At 70.2% G+C, this 16,553-nt stretch carries 14 protein-coding genes, 1 pseudogene and 1 riboswitch; of the genes and pseudogenes, 4 read left to right on the top strand and 11 right to left on the bottom strand.

What is annotated here, in order from left to right; translation table 11 throughout:
* Positions 1-217: 217 nt before the first annotated feature.
* Positions 218-769 (top strand): molybdopterin-dependent oxidoreductase, encoded by a 552-nt coding sequence (locus VKV26_11525; protein HLZ70520.1) that lies wholly within the window; start codon positions 218-220, stop codon positions 767-769.
* A gap of 15 nt (positions 770-784) precedes the next feature.
* Here VKV26_11525 and VKV26_11530 read toward each other — a convergent pair whose 3' ends face one another.
* The 9 genes from VKV26_11530 to VKV26_11570 form a co-directional block, all read right to left on the bottom strand.
* Positions 785-2,074, bottom strand: a complete 1,290-nt coding sequence (locus tag VKV26_11530) for an MFS transporter (GenBank protein HLZ70521.1) — start codon at positions 2,072-2,074, stop codon at positions 785-787.
* Positions 2,064-3,818 (bottom strand): cytochrome c biogenesis protein ResB, encoded by a 1,755-nt coding sequence (locus VKV26_11535; protein HLZ70522.1) that lies wholly within the window; start codon positions 3,816-3,818, stop codon positions 2,064-2,066. Before VKV26_11535 ends, VKV26_11530 begins: the two co-directional genes overlap by 11 nt.
* Before the next feature lie 10 nt (positions 3,819-3,828).
* Entirely contained in the window at positions 3,829-4,506 is a 678-nt protein-coding gene (locus tag VKV26_11540) for a TlpA disulfide reductase family protein (protein HLZ70523.1), read from the bottom strand.
* A gap of 58 nt (positions 4,507-4,564) precedes the next feature.
* Positions 4,565-5,446, bottom strand: a complete 882-nt coding sequence (ccsB, locus tag VKV26_11545) for a c-type cytochrome biogenesis protein CcsB (GenBank protein ID HLZ70524.1) — start codon at positions 5,444-5,446, stop codon at positions 4,565-4,567.
* A 141-nt stretch (positions 5,447-5,587) separates the two neighbouring features.
* The gene (locus VKV26_11550; protein HLZ70525.1) at positions 5,588-6,913 is read right to left on the bottom strand and encodes a hypothetical protein; all 1,326 of its coding nucleotides are present in this window, start codon (positions 6,911-6,913) and stop codon (positions 5,588-5,590) included.
* A gap of 322 nt (positions 6,914-7,235) precedes the next feature.
* A complete protein-coding gene (locus VKV26_11555) occupies positions 7,236-9,446 on the bottom strand; it encodes an MMPL family transporter (protein ID HLZ70526.1) in 2,211 nt (736 codons plus the stop codon).
* 402 nt (positions 9,447-9,848) lie between these two features.
* Positions 9,849-10,256, bottom strand: coding sequence for a type II toxin-antitoxin system VapC family toxin (locus VKV26_11560; GenBank protein ID HLZ70527.1), 408 nt, complete (start codon positions 10,254-10,256; stop codon positions 9,849-9,851).
* Positions 10,253-10,561: a ribbon-helix-helix domain-containing protein gene (locus VKV26_11565; GenBank protein ID HLZ70528.1), complete on the bottom strand. Its 309-nt coding sequence runs from the start codon at positions 10,559-10,561 to the stop codon at positions 10,253-10,255. The genes VKV26_11560 and VKV26_11565 overlap by 4 nt, the downstream gene beginning before the upstream one ends.
* Before the next feature lie 235 nt (positions 10,562-10,796).
* The gene (locus VKV26_11570) at positions 10,797-11,309 is read right to left on the bottom strand and encodes a DUF2231 domain-containing protein (GenBank protein HLZ70529.1); all 513 of its coding nucleotides are present in this window, start codon (positions 11,307-11,309) and stop codon (positions 10,797-10,799) included.
* A gap of 190 nt (positions 11,310-11,499) precedes the next feature.
* On the opposite strand from VKV26_11570, the gene VKV26_11575 reads away from it, so the two are divergent.
* The gene (locus VKV26_11575; GenBank protein ID HLZ70530.1) at positions 11,500-12,495 is read left to right on the top strand and encodes a DUF72 domain-containing protein; all 996 of its coding nucleotides are present in this window, start codon (positions 11,500-11,502) and stop codon (positions 12,493-12,495) included.
* Positions 12,496-12,883: 388 nt separating this feature from the next.
* Here the strand turns inward: VKV26_11575 and VKV26_11580 are convergent, their stop codons facing one another.
* Positions 12,884-13,381 (bottom strand): hypothetical protein, encoded by a 498-nt coding sequence (locus VKV26_11580; protein ID HLZ70531.1) that lies wholly within the window; start codon positions 13,379-13,381, stop codon positions 12,884-12,886.
* Between the two features lie 76 nt (positions 13,382-13,457).
* Positions 13,458-13,533, top strand: a riboswitch (Fluoride riboswitch).
* A 71-nt stretch (positions 13,534-13,604) separates the two neighbouring features.
* Here VKV26_11580 and crcB point away from each other — a divergent pair.
* A complete protein-coding gene (crcB, locus tag VKV26_11585) occupies positions 13,605-13,982 on the top strand; it encodes a fluoride efflux transporter CrcB (protein ID HLZ70532.1) in 378 nt (125 codons plus the stop codon).
* 26 nt (positions 13,983-14,008) lie between these two features.
* Complete coding sequence (locus VKV26_11590) at positions 14,009-14,344, top strand: DUF190 domain-containing protein (protein HLZ70533.1); 336 nt, start codon at positions 14,009-14,011, stop codon at positions 14,342-14,344.
* A gap of 63 nt (positions 14,345-14,407) precedes the next feature.
* Here the strand turns inward: VKV26_11590 and VKV26_11595 are convergent.
* Positions 14,408-16,480: pseudogene (locus tag VKV26_11595) on the bottom strand (S9 family peptidase).
* Between the last annotated feature and the right edge of the window lie 73 nt (positions 16,481-16,553).

A 16,553-nucleotide genomic window follows, 5' to 3' on the forward strand; every position in this document is an offset into this window, starting at 1 on the left:
CCATCGGCTTCCCGGCCCGCCACCCCTTCGGAGAGGTGGCGGGCCGTCTTCGTTGCCAGCACCCGCGGGGCGGCGCCGCAACAAGCGGTTCAAGGCGCGGGCGTGTCCGCCCGCGGCGCCCGCCGCACCACGTATCCATGTATGATGAAGGCCAGGCGAACCGCGCGGCCCTGCCCGCCGTACCGGCGCAGCGCGCACAACTGGAGGAGAGCGAACGATGGCCGAGGAGCGCCTGCTCAGCCAGCTTCCCCGCTTCCCGATGCCCCGCGAAGCCGTCGCCGAGGGGCAAGCAGAGCGGGCGCCTGCACGGCTGCGCGTCGACGGCCTGGTACGCACGCCGTTGGCGTTGGCGCTGGCGCAGGTGCTGGCGCTGCCCGTGGCCGAATTCACCGCCGATTTCGCCTGCGAAGAGGGCTGGCGCGTGCCGGGGCTGCGCTGGACGGGCACGCGGCTTGCCGACGTGCTGCGCCAGGCCGGGCCGCTGGCGGCGGCGCGCTACGTGGCCGTGGGCGCGGGTGCGTTCGTGAGCGTGCTGCCGCTCGCGCAGATCGGCGGCGAAGGGCCGCTGCTGGCCTACGAGCTGGACGGCGCGCCGTTGCCGCGGGAGCACGGCGGGCCGCTGCGCCTGATCGCAAGCTGGACCGCCTGCTACCAGAGCGTCAAGTGGGTGGACCACCTTGAGCTGGTGGCCGACGAGCGGCTGGAGACGGCGAAGCCGATCGCGCTGGGCCGCATCGGCGCACCCGCGAAACCCGCCCCGCAACCCTGATCCGTCTGCCGGGTCTCAGCCGGGGGCCGACTCGCCGGCCGTGGCTGCCACCATGGGCGCCTTCGTCTGACTGAGCAGATAGGCCACCGCCAGCGCCAGGCCGGCGCTCACGAGATAGGGCGCGGCGCGGTTGACGTCGAACAGCCAGCCGGCGGCGATCGGGCCGGCGGCGCGGGCGGCGGCCCCGGCGGCCTGTCCCAGGCCGAGCATGCTGCCCTGCTCGCCCGCGTGGCTCTCTCGCGACAGCAGGGCAGAGAGCGAGGGCGAGAGCAACCCCTGTCCGAGGGCGAGCGCCGCCAGGGCCGGCAGCGCCAGCCCGATACCGGGAGCGGCCGCGAGCGCCACGAACGCCAGGCAGAGAGCCGCGGCGCCGGCGGCGGCCAGGGCGCGCTCCTCGTAGCGCCGGCTCAAGCGGCCCACCAGGCCGCCCTGCACGCAGACGATCAGCAGGCCGAGGTAGGTGAAGACGATGCCGAACCCCGCCGGGCCGAGCCCGAACTGTTGCTGGCTGAACAGCGCGAAGGTCGCCTCCAGGCTGACGAAAGCGAAGGTCGCCAGGAAGATGCCGGCGAGCGTGCGGCCGGCGCCGGACCGGCGCGACCCCGCGAGCAGGCTCGCAAGGGAAGCGCGGGTGTGTCTGTTCCAGCCGCGATCGCCGTGGGACTCGGGCAGCCTGAGGCAGGCGAAGGCGAGGTTGGCGGCGGCCAGCCCGGCGGCGGCGAAGGCGGCCGCGCCGAAGCCCAACGGCGCCAGCCCGGCGCCGATGGCGGGGCCGAAGACGAAGCCGAGTCCGATCGCCGCGCCCAGCAGGCCCATGTATTTTGCGCGCTCGCGCGGCTCGGTCATGTCGGCGACGTAGGCCTGTGCCGTCGAGATGCTGCCGCCGAAGAGGCCGGCCAGAGCCCGGCCCGCCAGCAGCAGCACAAGCGAGTTCGCGACCCCCGTCAGGGCCAGCGATGCCGCCGAGCCCGCCAGGCTCAGCAACAACACCGGGCGACGGCCGACCCGATCGGAGAGCCGGCCGAGCAGGGGCGCGCTCACGCACTGCACGGCGGCGTAGGCGGTGAGCAGCGTCCCGACCCAGGCCCCCGTGGCGCCGAAGCGCTCGGCGTAGAAGGGCAGCAGGGGCAGGATGATGCTGAAGCCGAGCAGATCGATGAAGACCGTCAGGTAGACGATCGCCAGCGGCGAGCGTCGCAGCCGCCGCTCCCCTGCCTCGCGCACGTGCCCAGCCGCTGGAGCCGTGAGGACGGCGCCCGGTGTCATACCGCCGCGGCCTGCCGCTTCGACGGATTCAGCGCGCATGGATCTGCTCGTCCGCGGCCGCTGTGTCCGATGCGCCGGCCTCCGCTCCCAGCTCGTGCAGCTCCTTGCCGAAGTCCACCAGGTGCCCGGCGATACCCGCGACATACGTCCGTTGCGGCGTGATCTTCGCCCAGAGCCGCCGCCGCGGCACATGGAAGGTGATCGCCGTGCCACCGACCAGCAGCGCAATCGCGATCCACATGAACAGCGCGCCCTGGTCGCGCTTCACCTGAATGCCGGCGAAGGCGCGCTGGCCCAGGAAGGAGTATTCGAAGCCGTCGATGGAGACGGATTCGCCCTGCCGCAGCGCCGCCGGCTCCGTGCCGATGCCGCTGATGTAGAGGGTGGGCGGCCCGTTTACCGGCGCCACGGGCAGGGCGCGGCCCGACGACGACTCGCTTGAGCCGAAGATCGCGTTGGTCATTTGCAGCAGTACCGGCGCCTGTCCGCCGTCGGCGCTGCTCGACGGCGCGGCGGGGACGTCGCTCCGTGTGGCTGCCGGCAGCGCGGCCAGGCTGCTGAACTGGAAGTGCAGGCCGGACAGCGCGCCCTCCTGTCCGGGCACCAGCAGCAGCCGTGCCGCGGCTTCCTGGCCGCCGTCCGGCCGGCTCTCGAGCACGACCATCGACCAGCGGTGGTGGTCCTCGTCGGGCCGCACGCCGACCAGGAAGCTCCGATTCGTCTGCGGGACGGTCACGCGCGAGAGGAAGGTGCCTGCCAGCGAGGTGCGCATCACCACCGTCTGATCGAGCAGCAGCCGGCCCGCGTCGTCGCGCACGGCCAGATGCGGCCCGGGCATCTGGTCCTTCAGTTGCAGGACCTCGTCGTACACGACCCGGTTTGCCGTCAGGTCGCGCACCAGCAACTCGGCGCCGAAGCCGAAATAGGCGGCCTGTGAGAAGCGGAAGCCGCCGTACGAGCATGGGTCGTTGACCGTCGCCACGCAGCGCTTGACCTCGCGGCCGTTGCGGGAGAGCGTCAGCATAGAACGGTAGTCGAGCGGGCGCCCGCGCTGGTCAAACCGTCCCAGCGTGTCGTCGAGATGCACCTGGATCTGGTTGGGGTTGTTGACGGGGTAGATTGGGGCGTCCCAGCCTTTGGCGATGAAGAGCTGGGTCTCGTAGCCCGTGGCCACGCTGACGAGGCCGGCCACCATGAAGACGATCAGGGCCAGGTGCGAGGCGAAGGTGCCCAGTTGCGCCCACTGGAAGCGGTCGGCGAAGAGATACACCGCGCCGTTCTCTTCGAAGCGCTGCACGCGGTAGTGCCGGCGCGCAAGCACCCGCTCGAAGGCGCCGGCCTCCGCGGGCGTGGCGAACTCCGCGTGGTGGTGGGCGCGGCGCAGATAGCTGTCGGCGACGCGCTTCGGCGGGCGGCGGATCGTGCGCCAGATCGGCGGGAAGCGGTTGCCGACGCAGACCGCGATCGCGATCGCGAGCAGGCCGAGGCCCGCCTGAAACCAACGGGTGTCGAAGACGTCGAAGAGCCCCAGGCGGTGCATCGGCTCGGTGAAGACGCCGAACTTGCCCGATTCAAACTGCAGCCAGCCCGCCACCGCCGTCGCATCGCCGCGCATCGCCGGCGGCACCTGCGGGATGAGGACGCCCAGCAGCCCGGAGAGGGCAACGAAGCCGATCAGCCAGAGGGCGAAGCGCACGGAGGTGAGCAACCGCCACAGCGCGTGCGGCAGATCGACGCGCCGGCCAGCACGGACGCGGCGGCGCACGACCGAGAGTCGAATCATGGCACCAGCCTTACAGGATCGCCGCCAGACCGTTCAGGATCGCCGTACGGTCTAGCTGCCCGGGGTGGATGCGTTTGATCACGCCGTCGCGGCCGACGAAGACGGTCAACGGCAGCCCGCCCACGTCGTAGCCCTGGCTCACCTGGCCCGTCGCGTCGAGCACGATCGGGAAGGTGAGGCTGAACTGCTTCGCCCAGTCTTTGACCTTGCCCGGGCTTTCCTGGACGTTGACGGCCAGCACCACCAGACCGCTGTCGCGCGCGGTGTCGTAGACCGTCTGGAACTCCGGCATCTCGGCGCGGCAGGGACCGCACCAGCTCGCCCAGAAGTTGAGCACCACCGGGTGGGAGCGCAGATCGCTCAAGCGGACCACGCCGCCGTCGGCGGTTTGCAGGACGAAGTCCGGCGCCGGCCTTCCCTCCCTGGCCGCCGGGCGCACACCCGCGGGACTCTTGTCCGTGGGCGCCGCGACGAGACCGAAGCCGCCGTTGCCGTGGACGGCGCCGCTGCCGCCGTGATGCGCTTGCACGCCGTAGATGGCCGCGGCAACGGCCGCGACCACGGCCAGCGGCAGCACGATGCTGCGCCAGGCTCCGTGCCACTCGCGCCGTTGCTGCGGGTTTTCCTCGATCCGCTCCGCCGGTGCGGTGTCGGAGCGGGGGGCGTTTCGCTGCGGTTCTATGTTCATTGGCACTCAGGCGCACTCAGGCGCACTCAGGCGCGCTCCGGCCCGCGGCTGCGGGAAGCTATACGCCGGCGTAGCTGTGCAGGCCGCTGACCCAGAGGTTGACGGCAAAGTAGGTGAAGAGGACCGCGGCGTAGCCGCCGATCAGGATCCAGGTCGAGCGGTCGCCCCGCCAGCCGCGCAGGCCGCGCACGTGCAGGTAGCCGGCGTAGATCAGCCAGGTGACCAGCGCCGACGTTTCTTTCGGATCCCAGCCCCAGTAGCGGCCCCAGGCCGAATAGCCCCACCAGGCGCCCAGGCCGATGCCCAGCGCCAGCAGGGGCACGCCGACGGCGACCGAGCGGTAGGCGATCGTGTCGAGCAGCACCCGGCCCGGCAGCCGCGGAAAACGGGCGTTCGGCCCCTGCAGCAGGTACATGGCCGCGGCGCCGAAGGAGACGGTGAACGAGCTGTAGGCCAGGATCATGGTGCCGACGTGGATGGCGAGGATGCGGTTGGCCTGCAGCGCCGGCACCAGCGGCTGCACCTGCGCGGGGAAGAAGACCGCCGAGACGACGAACAGTGTCAGCGCGACGGGCAGCACGAAGGCGCCGAGCGTGCGCTGCCCGTAGTGCCACTCGAACAGGCCGTAGATCACCAGCGTCGTCCAGCCGAAGGCGACCTGGTACTCCCACATATTGGTGTAGGGCGGGTGGCCGGTGGCGATCACGCGGCAGACGAGCGCGGCGGTGAGCAGCGCCGTCGCCAGCAGCCGCGTGCCGCTGGCCCAGCGGCCCAGCTCGGCCGGCAGGCGCACCATCACCGGGATCGTGATCTCGCCGGCGCTGGTCGCGGCCCGCCGGTAGCCGACCCAGGCGCCCATCGCGTGCAGCAGATAGAGCGCCGTTGCCACGGCCGTAACGCCGAGCCCGATATAGAAGAGGTCGATCGAAAGGCTGGCCATCGTCCGCTCCGCTGTTCCGTGGGATGTGCCTTCCGGCAATGGGTTGGCGCGCCGGCGCTAAGTGAGGCAGGCCGGCCTGTCTCACTGCACCGCAGGCACCGCACACGGGCCACCGGGCCACACGCCTGACTGATGCCGGAGCTACAGCGACCTGAGGTACTCCACCAGGTCGTTCATCTCCTGATCGCTCAGCCCCAGGTGGAAGAAGTCGTTGTAGTGCTGCACGACTTCGCGCAGGGTGGCGAAGCGCCCGTCGTGGTAGAAGCCGCCCTGCTGGTGCGTCCAGAGCCCTTTGAGGGGCGTGGTGCGGTAGTGCCCGTCCGGTGAGCGGCTGGCCTGGAAGTCATCGATGCCGATCTCGGCGGGCGTGTGCATATTCCAGCCGGGCTCGGTGAACAACGGCGGCACGTGACACTGGGCGCAGTTCGCCTTGTTCATGAAGAGGTCTTCGCCCCGTTTGGCCGCCACCGGATCGAAGCTTCCCCTGGGTGGCGCCGGCGCGGCGATCGCCAGCTGGTAGAACTGCAGGGCGGCGAGCTTCGCGGTGACCTGGTCCGGCTTGTTGCGCGTGTTGCCGAAACCGGCCCTGGCGGCAACCGGGAACTTCTGCGGATCGTTGAGGCGCGGATCGTAGAAGTTGCCCTGGCCGTGCATCTCCAAATTGGCGACGAAGGCGTTCCAGTAGGGCACGGAGCCCCAGCCGGTGTAGGTATGCAGGTTGACGCCGGCGAGGCCGAAGGCGGGCGGAATCAACACCGCCGCCGTCTTGCCGTCGGGGCGGAAGCCCTTGCCGTCGAGGAAGAGCTCGGCGTCGAACTTGCCCGGGCCCCAGGCGTTCAGCACCGTGTGCACCGTGGCCTCGTCCACACCAAGCAGCGTGGTGACGGTGGACAGGTCGGGCGCCAGGCCGATGATCGCGCCGACGTTCAGATCGCGGTTCGGCCAGCCGTCCAGCCGGTGGCCGATGCCCGGCGCGAAGGCGTTATCGACCGTGGAGTGGCAGAGGGCGCACTGGATGCCCAGCGACTTGAGCTGGCCCGAGTCATCGAAGAAGCCGGTCAGCCCGACGACGGCGTTGAGCTTCAGCAGCGTCAGCGTCGTGGCCGGGTCGTCCAGGTTGACCTGACCTGCCTGGATCGCCTTGACCACATTCGGCGGCAGCGCGTCCTGGTCGACTTTCAGACCGACGGAGAGCGCCGTCTTCGGACTGACGCCGGGGCCGACGCCTCCCAGGTTGGCGCCCTCGATCGCCTTGTGCAGCTTCAGCGCCTCGCCGAAGAACGCCTCCGAGCCGAAGGTGTCGAAGCGGAACGTCTGCCGTCCCTCTTCGATCATCCGCTCCGCGTTTTCGTCGACGCCGTGGTCGGCCGGTGCCGGGCGGTGGCCCTGGCCGTGCACGAACGGCTGGAAGCGCAGAAACGCGGTCAACGCCAGCGCGCCGGCGGCCGCGATCAGCACCCCCTTCATCGGGATAGTCCTTCTCTTGCGCGTCACGAGGCTGCCTCCTTCTGCTCAGTGCCGCATCTGCCGCCTTCGCCGCCGCCATCCCGGCCCCGCCGGCCGGAGAACGATATTCGGTTAGTCGTCTGCCGCCGCCGCTTCCGTCGCTCGCGCTTCGGCAGCCGCCGGGCGAAGTTCTATCAGTCCAACCGCGGCGGCCCTCCCGGCCCGATGCCCGCAACAGGTCCGTCGTCTGTCCGCACGATTCCCGTTCTCTCCGGGCATAGCGAAGCCCCCGCGCTTCCACACGTGTGGAAGCGCGGGGGCAGGGGTTGAACGGTCGCCGGGGTTAGTCCGCCGCGGCCAGCTCCAGGCGCTCCTCGGCGTCCGCCGCCAGCGCCGCGCTGCCCTCGACCGAGATCTTCGGCAGCCAGCCCAGCCAGGACGGCATCCACCAGTTGTAGTTGCCCAGCAGCTGCATCGCCGCCGGCACGAGGATCGAGCGGATGATCGTCGCGTCCATGAACACGGCCACCGCCAGCCCGAAGCCCATCTGCTGCAGGCTCACCTGGCTGCTGCGGCTGAAGGCCGCAAACAGCGCCACCATGATGATCGCCGCGCTGGTGATCATGCCGGCCGTAGACTGCACGCCCTCGCGCACCGCCAGCGTGTTGTCGCCGGTGCGGTCGTACTCTTCCTTCACGCGGCTGAGCAGGAAGACGTGGTAGTCCATGCTCAGGCCAAAGAGAATGCTGAAGAGGAAGAGCGGCAGCCAGAACTCGACCTGGCTCGTGCGCTGGAAGCCGAGCTGGCTCGCCAGGAAGCCCTTCTGGAAGACCGCCACGATCAGCCCGTAGGCCGCGCCGACCGAGAGCAGGTTCATCAGGATCGCCTTGGCCGGGATCACCACGCTGCGGAAGACCATCAGCAGCAGCAGGAAGCTGAGACCGAGCACGAAGGTGAAGACCACCGGCACGGCCGAGTCGGTCTGGTTCTTCACATCGAAGAAGCCTGGCAGGTTGCCCGTCACGTAGGCCCTGGCGCCGCTGCCGTGGAAGGCCGAGTCCGTGTCGCTGCGCAGCTCGTTGACGAGCTGCCGCGAGGCGTTGCCGGTATCCACCGTGCTCGTCGAGACCTCGATCAGCGCCGTGCGGCCGGCCTGGTCGTTCTGCACGCCCAGCCACTGGAAGGACGGGTTCTGTCCCACCGTCTGCTGCAAGGACGTGATCGCGCTCTGCGTCGCCGCGCTCTTCACGTCGCCGTCGACCACGATGCGGATCGGGTCGTTGATGCCGGCGGAGAAGTCGCGCTCCAGCGCCTTGATGCCCTGGTAGGAATCGGTGTTGTGCGGCAGCGACTCCACGCCGTTGGAGCCGAGGTTGATCTGCGTCAGCGGCAGCGCCGCGGCGCCGAGCAGCGCCACGCTGCCGACCAGGAAGACCACCGGGCGGCGCTGCACGGCGTGCGTCACCATGCCCCAGAAGCGCTGGCCGAAGGCGGCCTTGCCCAGATACGGGATGCGCAGGGCATTGATCTTGCGGCCGAACAGGCTCAGCAGCGCCGGCAGCAGCGTCAGGCTGGCGGCCACCGCAACCAGCACGACGACCATGGCGCCGATGCCGATGCTGACGAAGATGTTGTTGCGCACGAAGAGCATGCCGGCCAGCGCCAGCAGCACCGTGATGCCGGAGAAGAAGACGGCGCGGCCGGAGCTGTCACTGGCGATCGCCAGCGCCTCGGCCGGCGTGCGGCCGCGCTTCAGCTCCTCGCGGTAGCGCCCGATGATGAACAGCGAGTAGTCGATGCCGACCGCCAGGCCGATCATCGAGATGATATTGGTGACGAAGAAGCTGAGCGCGAACACCTTGCCGATCAGCGCCACGATGCCCAGCGCCCCGCCGATCGCGGCGAAGCCGAGCAACAGCGGCACGCCCGCCGCCACGACGGTGCCGAAGGCGAGCAGCATCACGATCAGCGCGATCGGCAGACCGAACGTCTCGGCGCTGGAGAGATCTTTCTCCGAGAGCTTGTTCTGCTCATGCGCGGTCGAGGCGGGGCCGGTGAGGTGCAGCTCGTAGCCCGCGGGGTGCTGCGCACCCTTCACCGCGTCGACCACGGCCCCCACGTCCTTCTCGGCCGTCTTCTCATCGTTGGAGAGCGTCACGGCCGTCAGCGCGGCGTGGCGGTCGGCGGAGACCATGCTCGGGCTCTGCGTATCCAGATAGGTCTGGACGCTCTGCACGCCCTTGAGGCCGCGGAGCTGGCCCGCCAGGCCCGTCACCTGGCTTTGGAAGGCGGGAGAATCGACCGTGTCCGTGTTGCTGCGGACCACCAGCTCTTCGACGAAGGGCCGGGCGCCGAAGCGGTTGTCGATCAGGTCCTTGCCGACCCGCGAGTCAGAATGGCTGAGGTCGCGGAAGTCGGTGGTCAGGGTCGAGCCAAGGCCGGTTGAAAGTACACCGGCCGTCACCAGCAGCACCAGCCAGGCGCCGAGCACATACCACTTGTGCCGGAAGCTGAAGCTGGCGATGCGACTGGTGAAAGAGCGCTGCGATTGCATCGCTGATTCCTCCTGGAGCGGTCGGTGCCAATGTGACCTCGCTCACAAGCACCAGTGTCGCAGCGGGGGCATGGGGGAGAGACCGTGCCACGGTTGCGAGCGCGCACCCGCAGATGGTCCGCCTACCGACCGGTACCAGCGTACGGGTTGCACGTGCCCCCACGGCCGGTTTCGCGGCCGGTTCGGCGCACACCGAAGCGAGCCGATGGCCGCAGTTCCGGCAGCACGTACCAGCATGGCGCTGAAGGCGTGGGGCCGCGGCGGCGACTAGCGCCCCTGCAGGCCCGGGCGGCCGGCGTGGTGCACGCGGTCCTCGGCCCGCGCCGGACGTGGGCCGGCGGGACGCGATCGAGCGGCTCGTGCTGGCCTGCCCTTCGCTGTCAACCTCCCCACCGGCGAGCGCTACGGCTGCGCCACGCGTGGCAGCGGCAGCAGGGTCGAGCCGGATATGAGCATGGGAAAGTCGCGGACGTTGCCGGTCACCACCATCGCCCCGTGTTCCCGAGCGGTCGCGGCGATGAGGGCATCGGTCATCGCCAGGGCAATGCCTTGTCGCGCAAACGTATAGCGCCACAGGCCCGCCTGGCGCGCGGCGTTACGTGAGGTCGGCAGGTAGATCAGGGAGTCCAGGAGCTGCTCACCCGCCGGCCGGTCCTGGGGATGCAGGCCGGAGCTGACCTCGCCCACGACTACACCGGTCGTGGCCAGGGTGTGCCCTGTGGCCCCGAGGCTCAGGATGAAGGCGACGGAGCTGGCGACCCCCTTGAGGTAGTCGATGATGCTGTCGGTATCAAGCACCTGATAGGTCATGCGCGGGAGCTGCCGCGCAGCTTCTCGCCGGTGTGCGCATCAGCGGCACGGCGCAGGTCATGCACCCACTGCGAGGTCTTTTCCGGCGTGGCCCACTCGGGGTAGTCGGCAGCAGCCAGCGCCCCGGCGGTGGCGGCCAGCGCTTCCTTCTGCCGTTCGCGCGCGAGCTTCTCGCGCAGAGCCTCGGTCACAAATTCGCTGCGCTTGCGCTTGCCCGCGACCCGGTCGATCGCCTCGACCAGGTCGCGCGGAACATGCACATGCGTGCGCATGGTTTCTTTCATCATCGACTCGATTCCATTCATAGACGTACAATACGTGAGCACTATATCACACAGGTGTGTGCCGAGCCAAGTGACAGCAATGCCGGCTTGTGGAACCGCAAGGCAGATGGTCCGCCGCCGACCGGTACCAGCGTACGGGTTGCGCTTGCCCCCACGGCCGGTTTCGCGGCCGGTTCGGCGCGCACAGAGCCGGCCCGCCGGCCGCAGTTCCGGCAGCACGGACCAGCATGCCGCTGAAGGCGTGGGGCCGCGGCGGTCAGCGCCCCTGCAGGCCCGGGCGGCCGGCGTGGTGCACGCGGTCTTCGGCCTGCGCCAGTTCGGCGTCGTCGGGCACCATCGCCAGGTGATGGCGGTAGACCAGCTCGCCACCCAGCCAGCCGCTCAGCGCCAGCAGCCCCGTGCCCACCGCCTGCAGGACGATCACCGCGGCCTGCTTGCCGCCGCTGGTGGCGCCGGCGTTCAGCATCAGCGCCCAGGCGATGATGTACAGCACCACCACGCTCAGGTTCAGCGCCATGTGCGTGATCGCCATCGTCTGCGCGTCGCTGCCGCGCGCCAGCGTGAAGAAGTCGCCGAAGCCGGGCAGCGCCGCCACCAGGGCGATGATCCAGGCGGCGAAGCTGGTCCAGAAGGCGATGTCGTACCAGCTGCGGCCGCCGCCGGCGGCATGCACGATCGACGCGATCAGCGCCCAGATAAACAGCCCGATCGGCAAGGAAACCAGAGCCGGATGCAGCGGATGCCCGGCGATCGCGAACTTGCTGCGCATGTTTTCCCTCGCATTCCATGGCCCGTAGGGGCGCGGCTCGCGGGGTACGGTTGGGACAAGTGTACGCCCGTGCATCGGCGCTGCAAATGCCTCGCCACGGGTTCCACTGGCCGGCGAACGTGGCCCCGAGCGGTATGGGCACGCCGTGCGGGCAGTGTTAAGCGGTGTTAAGCAGTGTTAAAATGAACATATGAGCGAAAACGGACGGCACGACACGCTGGGGCGCATCCGTATCGGCACGGCCTCGTGGACGGACAAGAGCCTGATCGAGTGCGGCCGCTTCTATCCGCCGGAGGCGAAGACGGCCGAGGCGCGGCTGCAGTTCTACGCCAGCCAGTTTCCGATCGTGGAGGTCGATTCTTCCTACTACGCCATGCCCGCCGAGCACACGGCCGGCCTCTGGGTGGAGCGCACGCCGGACGGCTTCGTCTTCGACATCAAGGCCTACGCGCTCTTCACCCAGCACCCGACGCCGCCGCGCTCGCTGCCGAAGGATCTGCGCGAGGCGCTGCCCGACGAGCTGGGCGCGAAGCGCAACCTCTACTACCGCGACCTGCCGGCGAGCCTGCAAGACGAGCTCTGGCGCCGTTTCGCCGCGGCGCTGCTGCCGCTCGACAGCGCCGGCAAGCTGGGCGTGGTGCTCTTCCAGTTCCCCAAGTGGTTCCTGCCCGGCCGCGAAAGCCGTGCCTACCTCGCCGCCCTGCGCGAGCGGCTGCCGCAGTACACGCCCGCCGTCGAGTTCCGCAACCCGCTCTGGCTGGACGCGGAGCACACGCCGGGCACCCTGGCGCTGCTGCGCGAGCACGGCTATCCCTTCGTCTGCGTGGATGAGCCGCAGGGCACGCCGGCCAGCGTGCCGCCGATCGTGGCGGCCACGGCCGAGACGGCGGTGGTGCGCTTTCACGGCCGCAACGCCGCCACCTGGGCGGCGCGCGACGTGGGCGTCTCGGCGAAGTACGACTACCAGTACACGGACGCCGAGCTGCAGGGCTGGCTGCCAGGCATCGAGCAACTGGCCGAGCAATCGAGCGATGTGCATGTGCTGATGAACAACTGCGTGGAAGACAAGGGCATCCGCAACGCGCAGGACCTGGCCCGCCTGCTGCGCGAGGCGCCGGACGTGGCGCCCGCCGTGGCGCCGCCGCGGGGCGAGGGCCAGCCGGCGCCGCAGCCCCGCCTGCTCTGAAGCCGCCGCCATGCGACGTGCGACAACGGCGGGCAGAAGCGGGCCGCGCCATGGCCACCGCCCGCAAGCGCCGCGGTGCACGCATCTGTCCGGCGGCCCGATCGTGTTGCCCGACCTGATCGAGCTGGCGATCGGCGCCGGCGCGCGGCCGCGGCGCCAGGATTGGCGGGCCGCTGTCGTCGATTTGCGCGACGCGTTCGTGCAGGCATTCGTTGAGAAATACGGAAGGTCGGACCTCAGACGCGGTTGGGCGAGCGGCCGGTGATCACGAGCAGGACCACGATCAGCGAGATCACGCCGGCGATGCCGAGCGCGATCAGAAACACGGCCAGCCCTTCGTCCACGCCACTCCCCTGCCGTCCGCACGGTTGCCGCGGCGCCGCGCCGATTAGACCTCGGGCGCCACGCCGTTGCGCCGGTCCTCAAGATAGCGCAGCCAGTAGTTGTCGCGCACACGCCGGCCCCAGTTGTAGCCCAGCGTGCCGCCCACGTTGTAGCCGAGCAGGTTGGCGAAGTACCAGCCCGCTGCTAGCAGCACCAGCAGCGCGATGATGCGCCAGTTGCCGATCAGGAAGAAGTAGATCACGCCCGACAGCACCACGGCCAGGAACAGGCCGAGGAAGGCGAAGGTGTTGACGAGGATCCCCTCGCGCCGCCGCTTCGCCAGATAGAGCCGCAGCACGTAGATCGGCACCTTGCTGACCGATGCGATCTCGCTCACGGCGCGGCGGCAGTGGCGGCAGACCGTTTCGCCATCGGGCAAGCGGCCGTAGCAGTAGCCGCAGAAGCGCCCCAGGTTGGGCGCCTGCTGCAGGCCCAGCTCCTCCATCTGCGGCTGCAGCTCGTCCAGGTAGGCCGTCTCGTCCATCGCGGTCGCCGTGCTCACGGCGGGATCGTAGCACCGGCGCGACGGCGGGGCCAGCAGCGCGGCCAACTGGCGCCAGGCGCGCCGCGCTGCTACGGTGAGGACGGGCGATGAGGCTCGCCCGCCGGCCGCGCCGGCGAACCGCCCACGGGGCTGATAGCCTCTACCGAATTCCTCATCGCGCTTGCGCGCGGTGTCTGGATCCCGGTAGGGGCGTTCGCTTGCGCTCCGGAAAGCAGGTGCGGTGAAGCTGCTGTTCGTACTGGCCGGCGGTGCGCTCGGCTCCGGCGCCCGCTACCTGGCCTCGACCTGGGCGGCCGATCGGTTCGGCGCCGCGTTTCCCTGGGGCACCCTCGGCGTCAACATCGTGGGCTGTTTCTGCATCGGCCTGCTTGCCACGCTGGCCGACGAAGCGGGCGCGATCGGGCCGAACGGCCGCGTCTTTCTCGTCGTCGGCGTGCTTGGCGGTTTCACGACGTTTTCCAGCTTTTCGCTCGATGCGCTGCGGCTGACGGAGCATCATGAGACCGAGCGGGCGATCGCCTACCTGCTGGCGAGCGTGGGCGTCGGCCTCGCGGCGGCGCTGCTGGGCATCGCCCTGGCGCGCCTGCTCAGCCGTTAGGCCGGGCCGCGATGCGGGAGGCGACGATGGATACGCCGTTGCAGGGCGTGCTGCTGCGCATCTTCGTGGGCGAATCGGACACCTGGCACGGCAAGAGCCTGCACTCGGCGCTGGTGGAGGCGGCGAGGCGGCAGGGACTGGCCGGCGCCACCGTGCTGCGCGGCGTGGAAGGCTTCGGCGCGCACAGCCGCATCCACACCGCACGGCTGGTGGATATCGCTCCCGACCTGCCGATGGTGATCGAGATCGTGGACGAGGAGGCGAAGATCCAGGCCTTTTTGCCCACCGTGCACGACCTGGTGCAGGAAGGGCTGGTGACGTTGGAGCGCGTCAACGTGATCGTCTACCGCTCGCTCCGGTAGCCGCGCCGCGCCCCACCTTCCGCGACGCGGGCTCGCGCATCGTCCTGCCGTCGCACACCGCCGTCAGCGCCGCGCGGCCGCCTCCGGCTCCGCGGCTGGTTGCTGCTGGGGCTGCAGGTGCGCGTGCATCCAGTCGAGGATGAAGCCGAAGCGGTCGCGGCGGTGGCGCGGGCGGCCGGCGCGCGACATCTCGTGGTTCTCGTCGGGAAAGCGTACGAAGCGCACCTCGCGCCGCAGCTTCTTCAGCACCACGAACAGCTCTTCGCCCTGCTCGATCGGGCAGCGGATGTCGTTCTCTGCATGCAGGATCAGCAGCGGCGTGTGCATGTTGGGCGCGTAGGTGAGCGGCGAGTGATCGATGAATCACTGCCGGTTCTCCCACGGCTGCACGCCGGCCTGTGTCTCGGAAAAGAAGAAGCCGATGTCGCTGGTGCCGAAGAGGGTATAGACGTTGTTCACCGCCCGCTCGGAGCAGGCCGCCTTGAAGCGATCGGTATGGCCGACGATCCAGCTCGTCATGAAGCCGCCGTAGCTGCCCCCCAGCACGCCCAGTCGCTCGGCATCGATGAAGTCACTCTGCGCCAGCGCCGCCTCGAGGCCGGCGATCACGTCCTCGTAGTCGCCGCCGCCCCAGTCGCCGCGCACGGCGCGGGTGAACTCCTCGCCGTAGCCCTGGCTGCCGCGCGGGTTGGTGAAGATCACGGCGAAGCCCGCGCCGGCCTGCACCTGGAACTCATCGAAGAAGGTGTAGCCGTACTGCGTGGCCGGGCCGCCGTGCACGTTGAGCAGCGCCGGGTAGCGCCGGCCCGGCTCGGCGCCCGCGGGCGGCATCACCCAGCCGTCGAGCGCCAGGCCTGCCCGCTCGTAGCGGATCGGCCGCGGCGCCACCAGCTCGACCTCTTCTCGGAAGACACGGTTCAGATCGGTGAGCTGCCGCTCGCCGGCCGCGTCGCAGAGGAAGACCTCGGCCGGGTGTGTCGGGTCCGTTGCGGTGAAGGCCAGGGCGCCGTTTGCCGCGATCGAGAGGCTGCTGATCTGCCGCTGGCCGGCGAGCAGGCGCTCCGGCTCACCGCCGTCGGGCGCCACGCGGTACACCGGCACCGTGCCCTGGTCTTCGGCGCCGAAATAGACGAAGCGGGCGTCGGCCGACCAGAACGGCCCGATCGCGCCGGCGAAGGGCGAGCAGGTGCGGTCGAGGCGCTCCGTGAGGCAGCGCGGCTCGCCGCCCGCGGCCGGCACAACGTAGACGCGGGCGTTGCGGCCCATGTCCAGCGCGTACTCGTTGCCGGTGTAGGCGATCAGCCCGCCGTCCGGCGACCAGGCCGGGTTGGCGCTGGGACCGCGGCCGGGGGTGAGGCGCACGGGCTCGCCGCCATCCGCCGCGACCGACCAGATGTCGACCACCTGGTCGTAGTCGCGGTCTTCATGGCGGGCGGCGGCGAAGGCCAGGCGCGTGCCGTCCGGCGACCATGACGGCTCGCCGTGGTCGAAGTCGCCCTCGCTGAGCTGGCGCGGCTCGCCGCCCTCGCGCGGGACGACGAAGATCTGGCGGCAGCGATCGTGGATAAAGCCCTCGCCGTTCGCCTTGTAGCGCAGCGTCTCGATCACGCGCGCCGGCTTCGAGGGACGCTCGGCGGCGTCTTTGCCCTCATCCTCGTCCGCCTCTTCGGGTTCCACGCGCGCGGCGAAGGCGATGCGGCGGCTGTCCGGCGACCAGACCGGCTCGCCGGCGCCGCCCCGCAGGCCGCTGAGCCGCTGCGGCTCGCCGCCGTCGGCGGGCATCACGTAAAGCTGCGGCCGGCGGCGCTTCAGCCCTGACTGCGGGCGGTCGGACAAGAAGGCGAGCCAGCGGCCGTCCGGCGACCAGCGTGGGGCCGTGTCGCGGCGTGGGCCCGTGGTGAACTGGCGCGGCTCGCCGCCGGCCGCCGGCACGATCCAGATCGTGGAGAGGTAGCGGTCCTGTTCTTCGTCCATCCGCGTGCGCACGAAGGCCACGCGGGCGCCGTCCGGCGCGATCTGCGCATCGCTCACCAGCGCCAGGCGGAAGAGATCGGCCGGGGTCATGCCTCGGCGTGCGGATTGCGTCATCGCCAGCCTCTCGCAGGCGCGCCTGCATGCACGCCCGGTGCGCCCCATTGTAACCGGGTAACCGGTGTGACAGGGAACGGCTGCCTGGCAACAGGGCGGCTGGGCATGGATCTTAAGAACG

The organism is Dehalococcoidia bacterium, assembly GCA_035310145.1.
GTDB lineage: Bacteria > Chloroflexota > Dehalococcoidia > CAUJGQ01 > CAUJGQ01 > CALFMN01.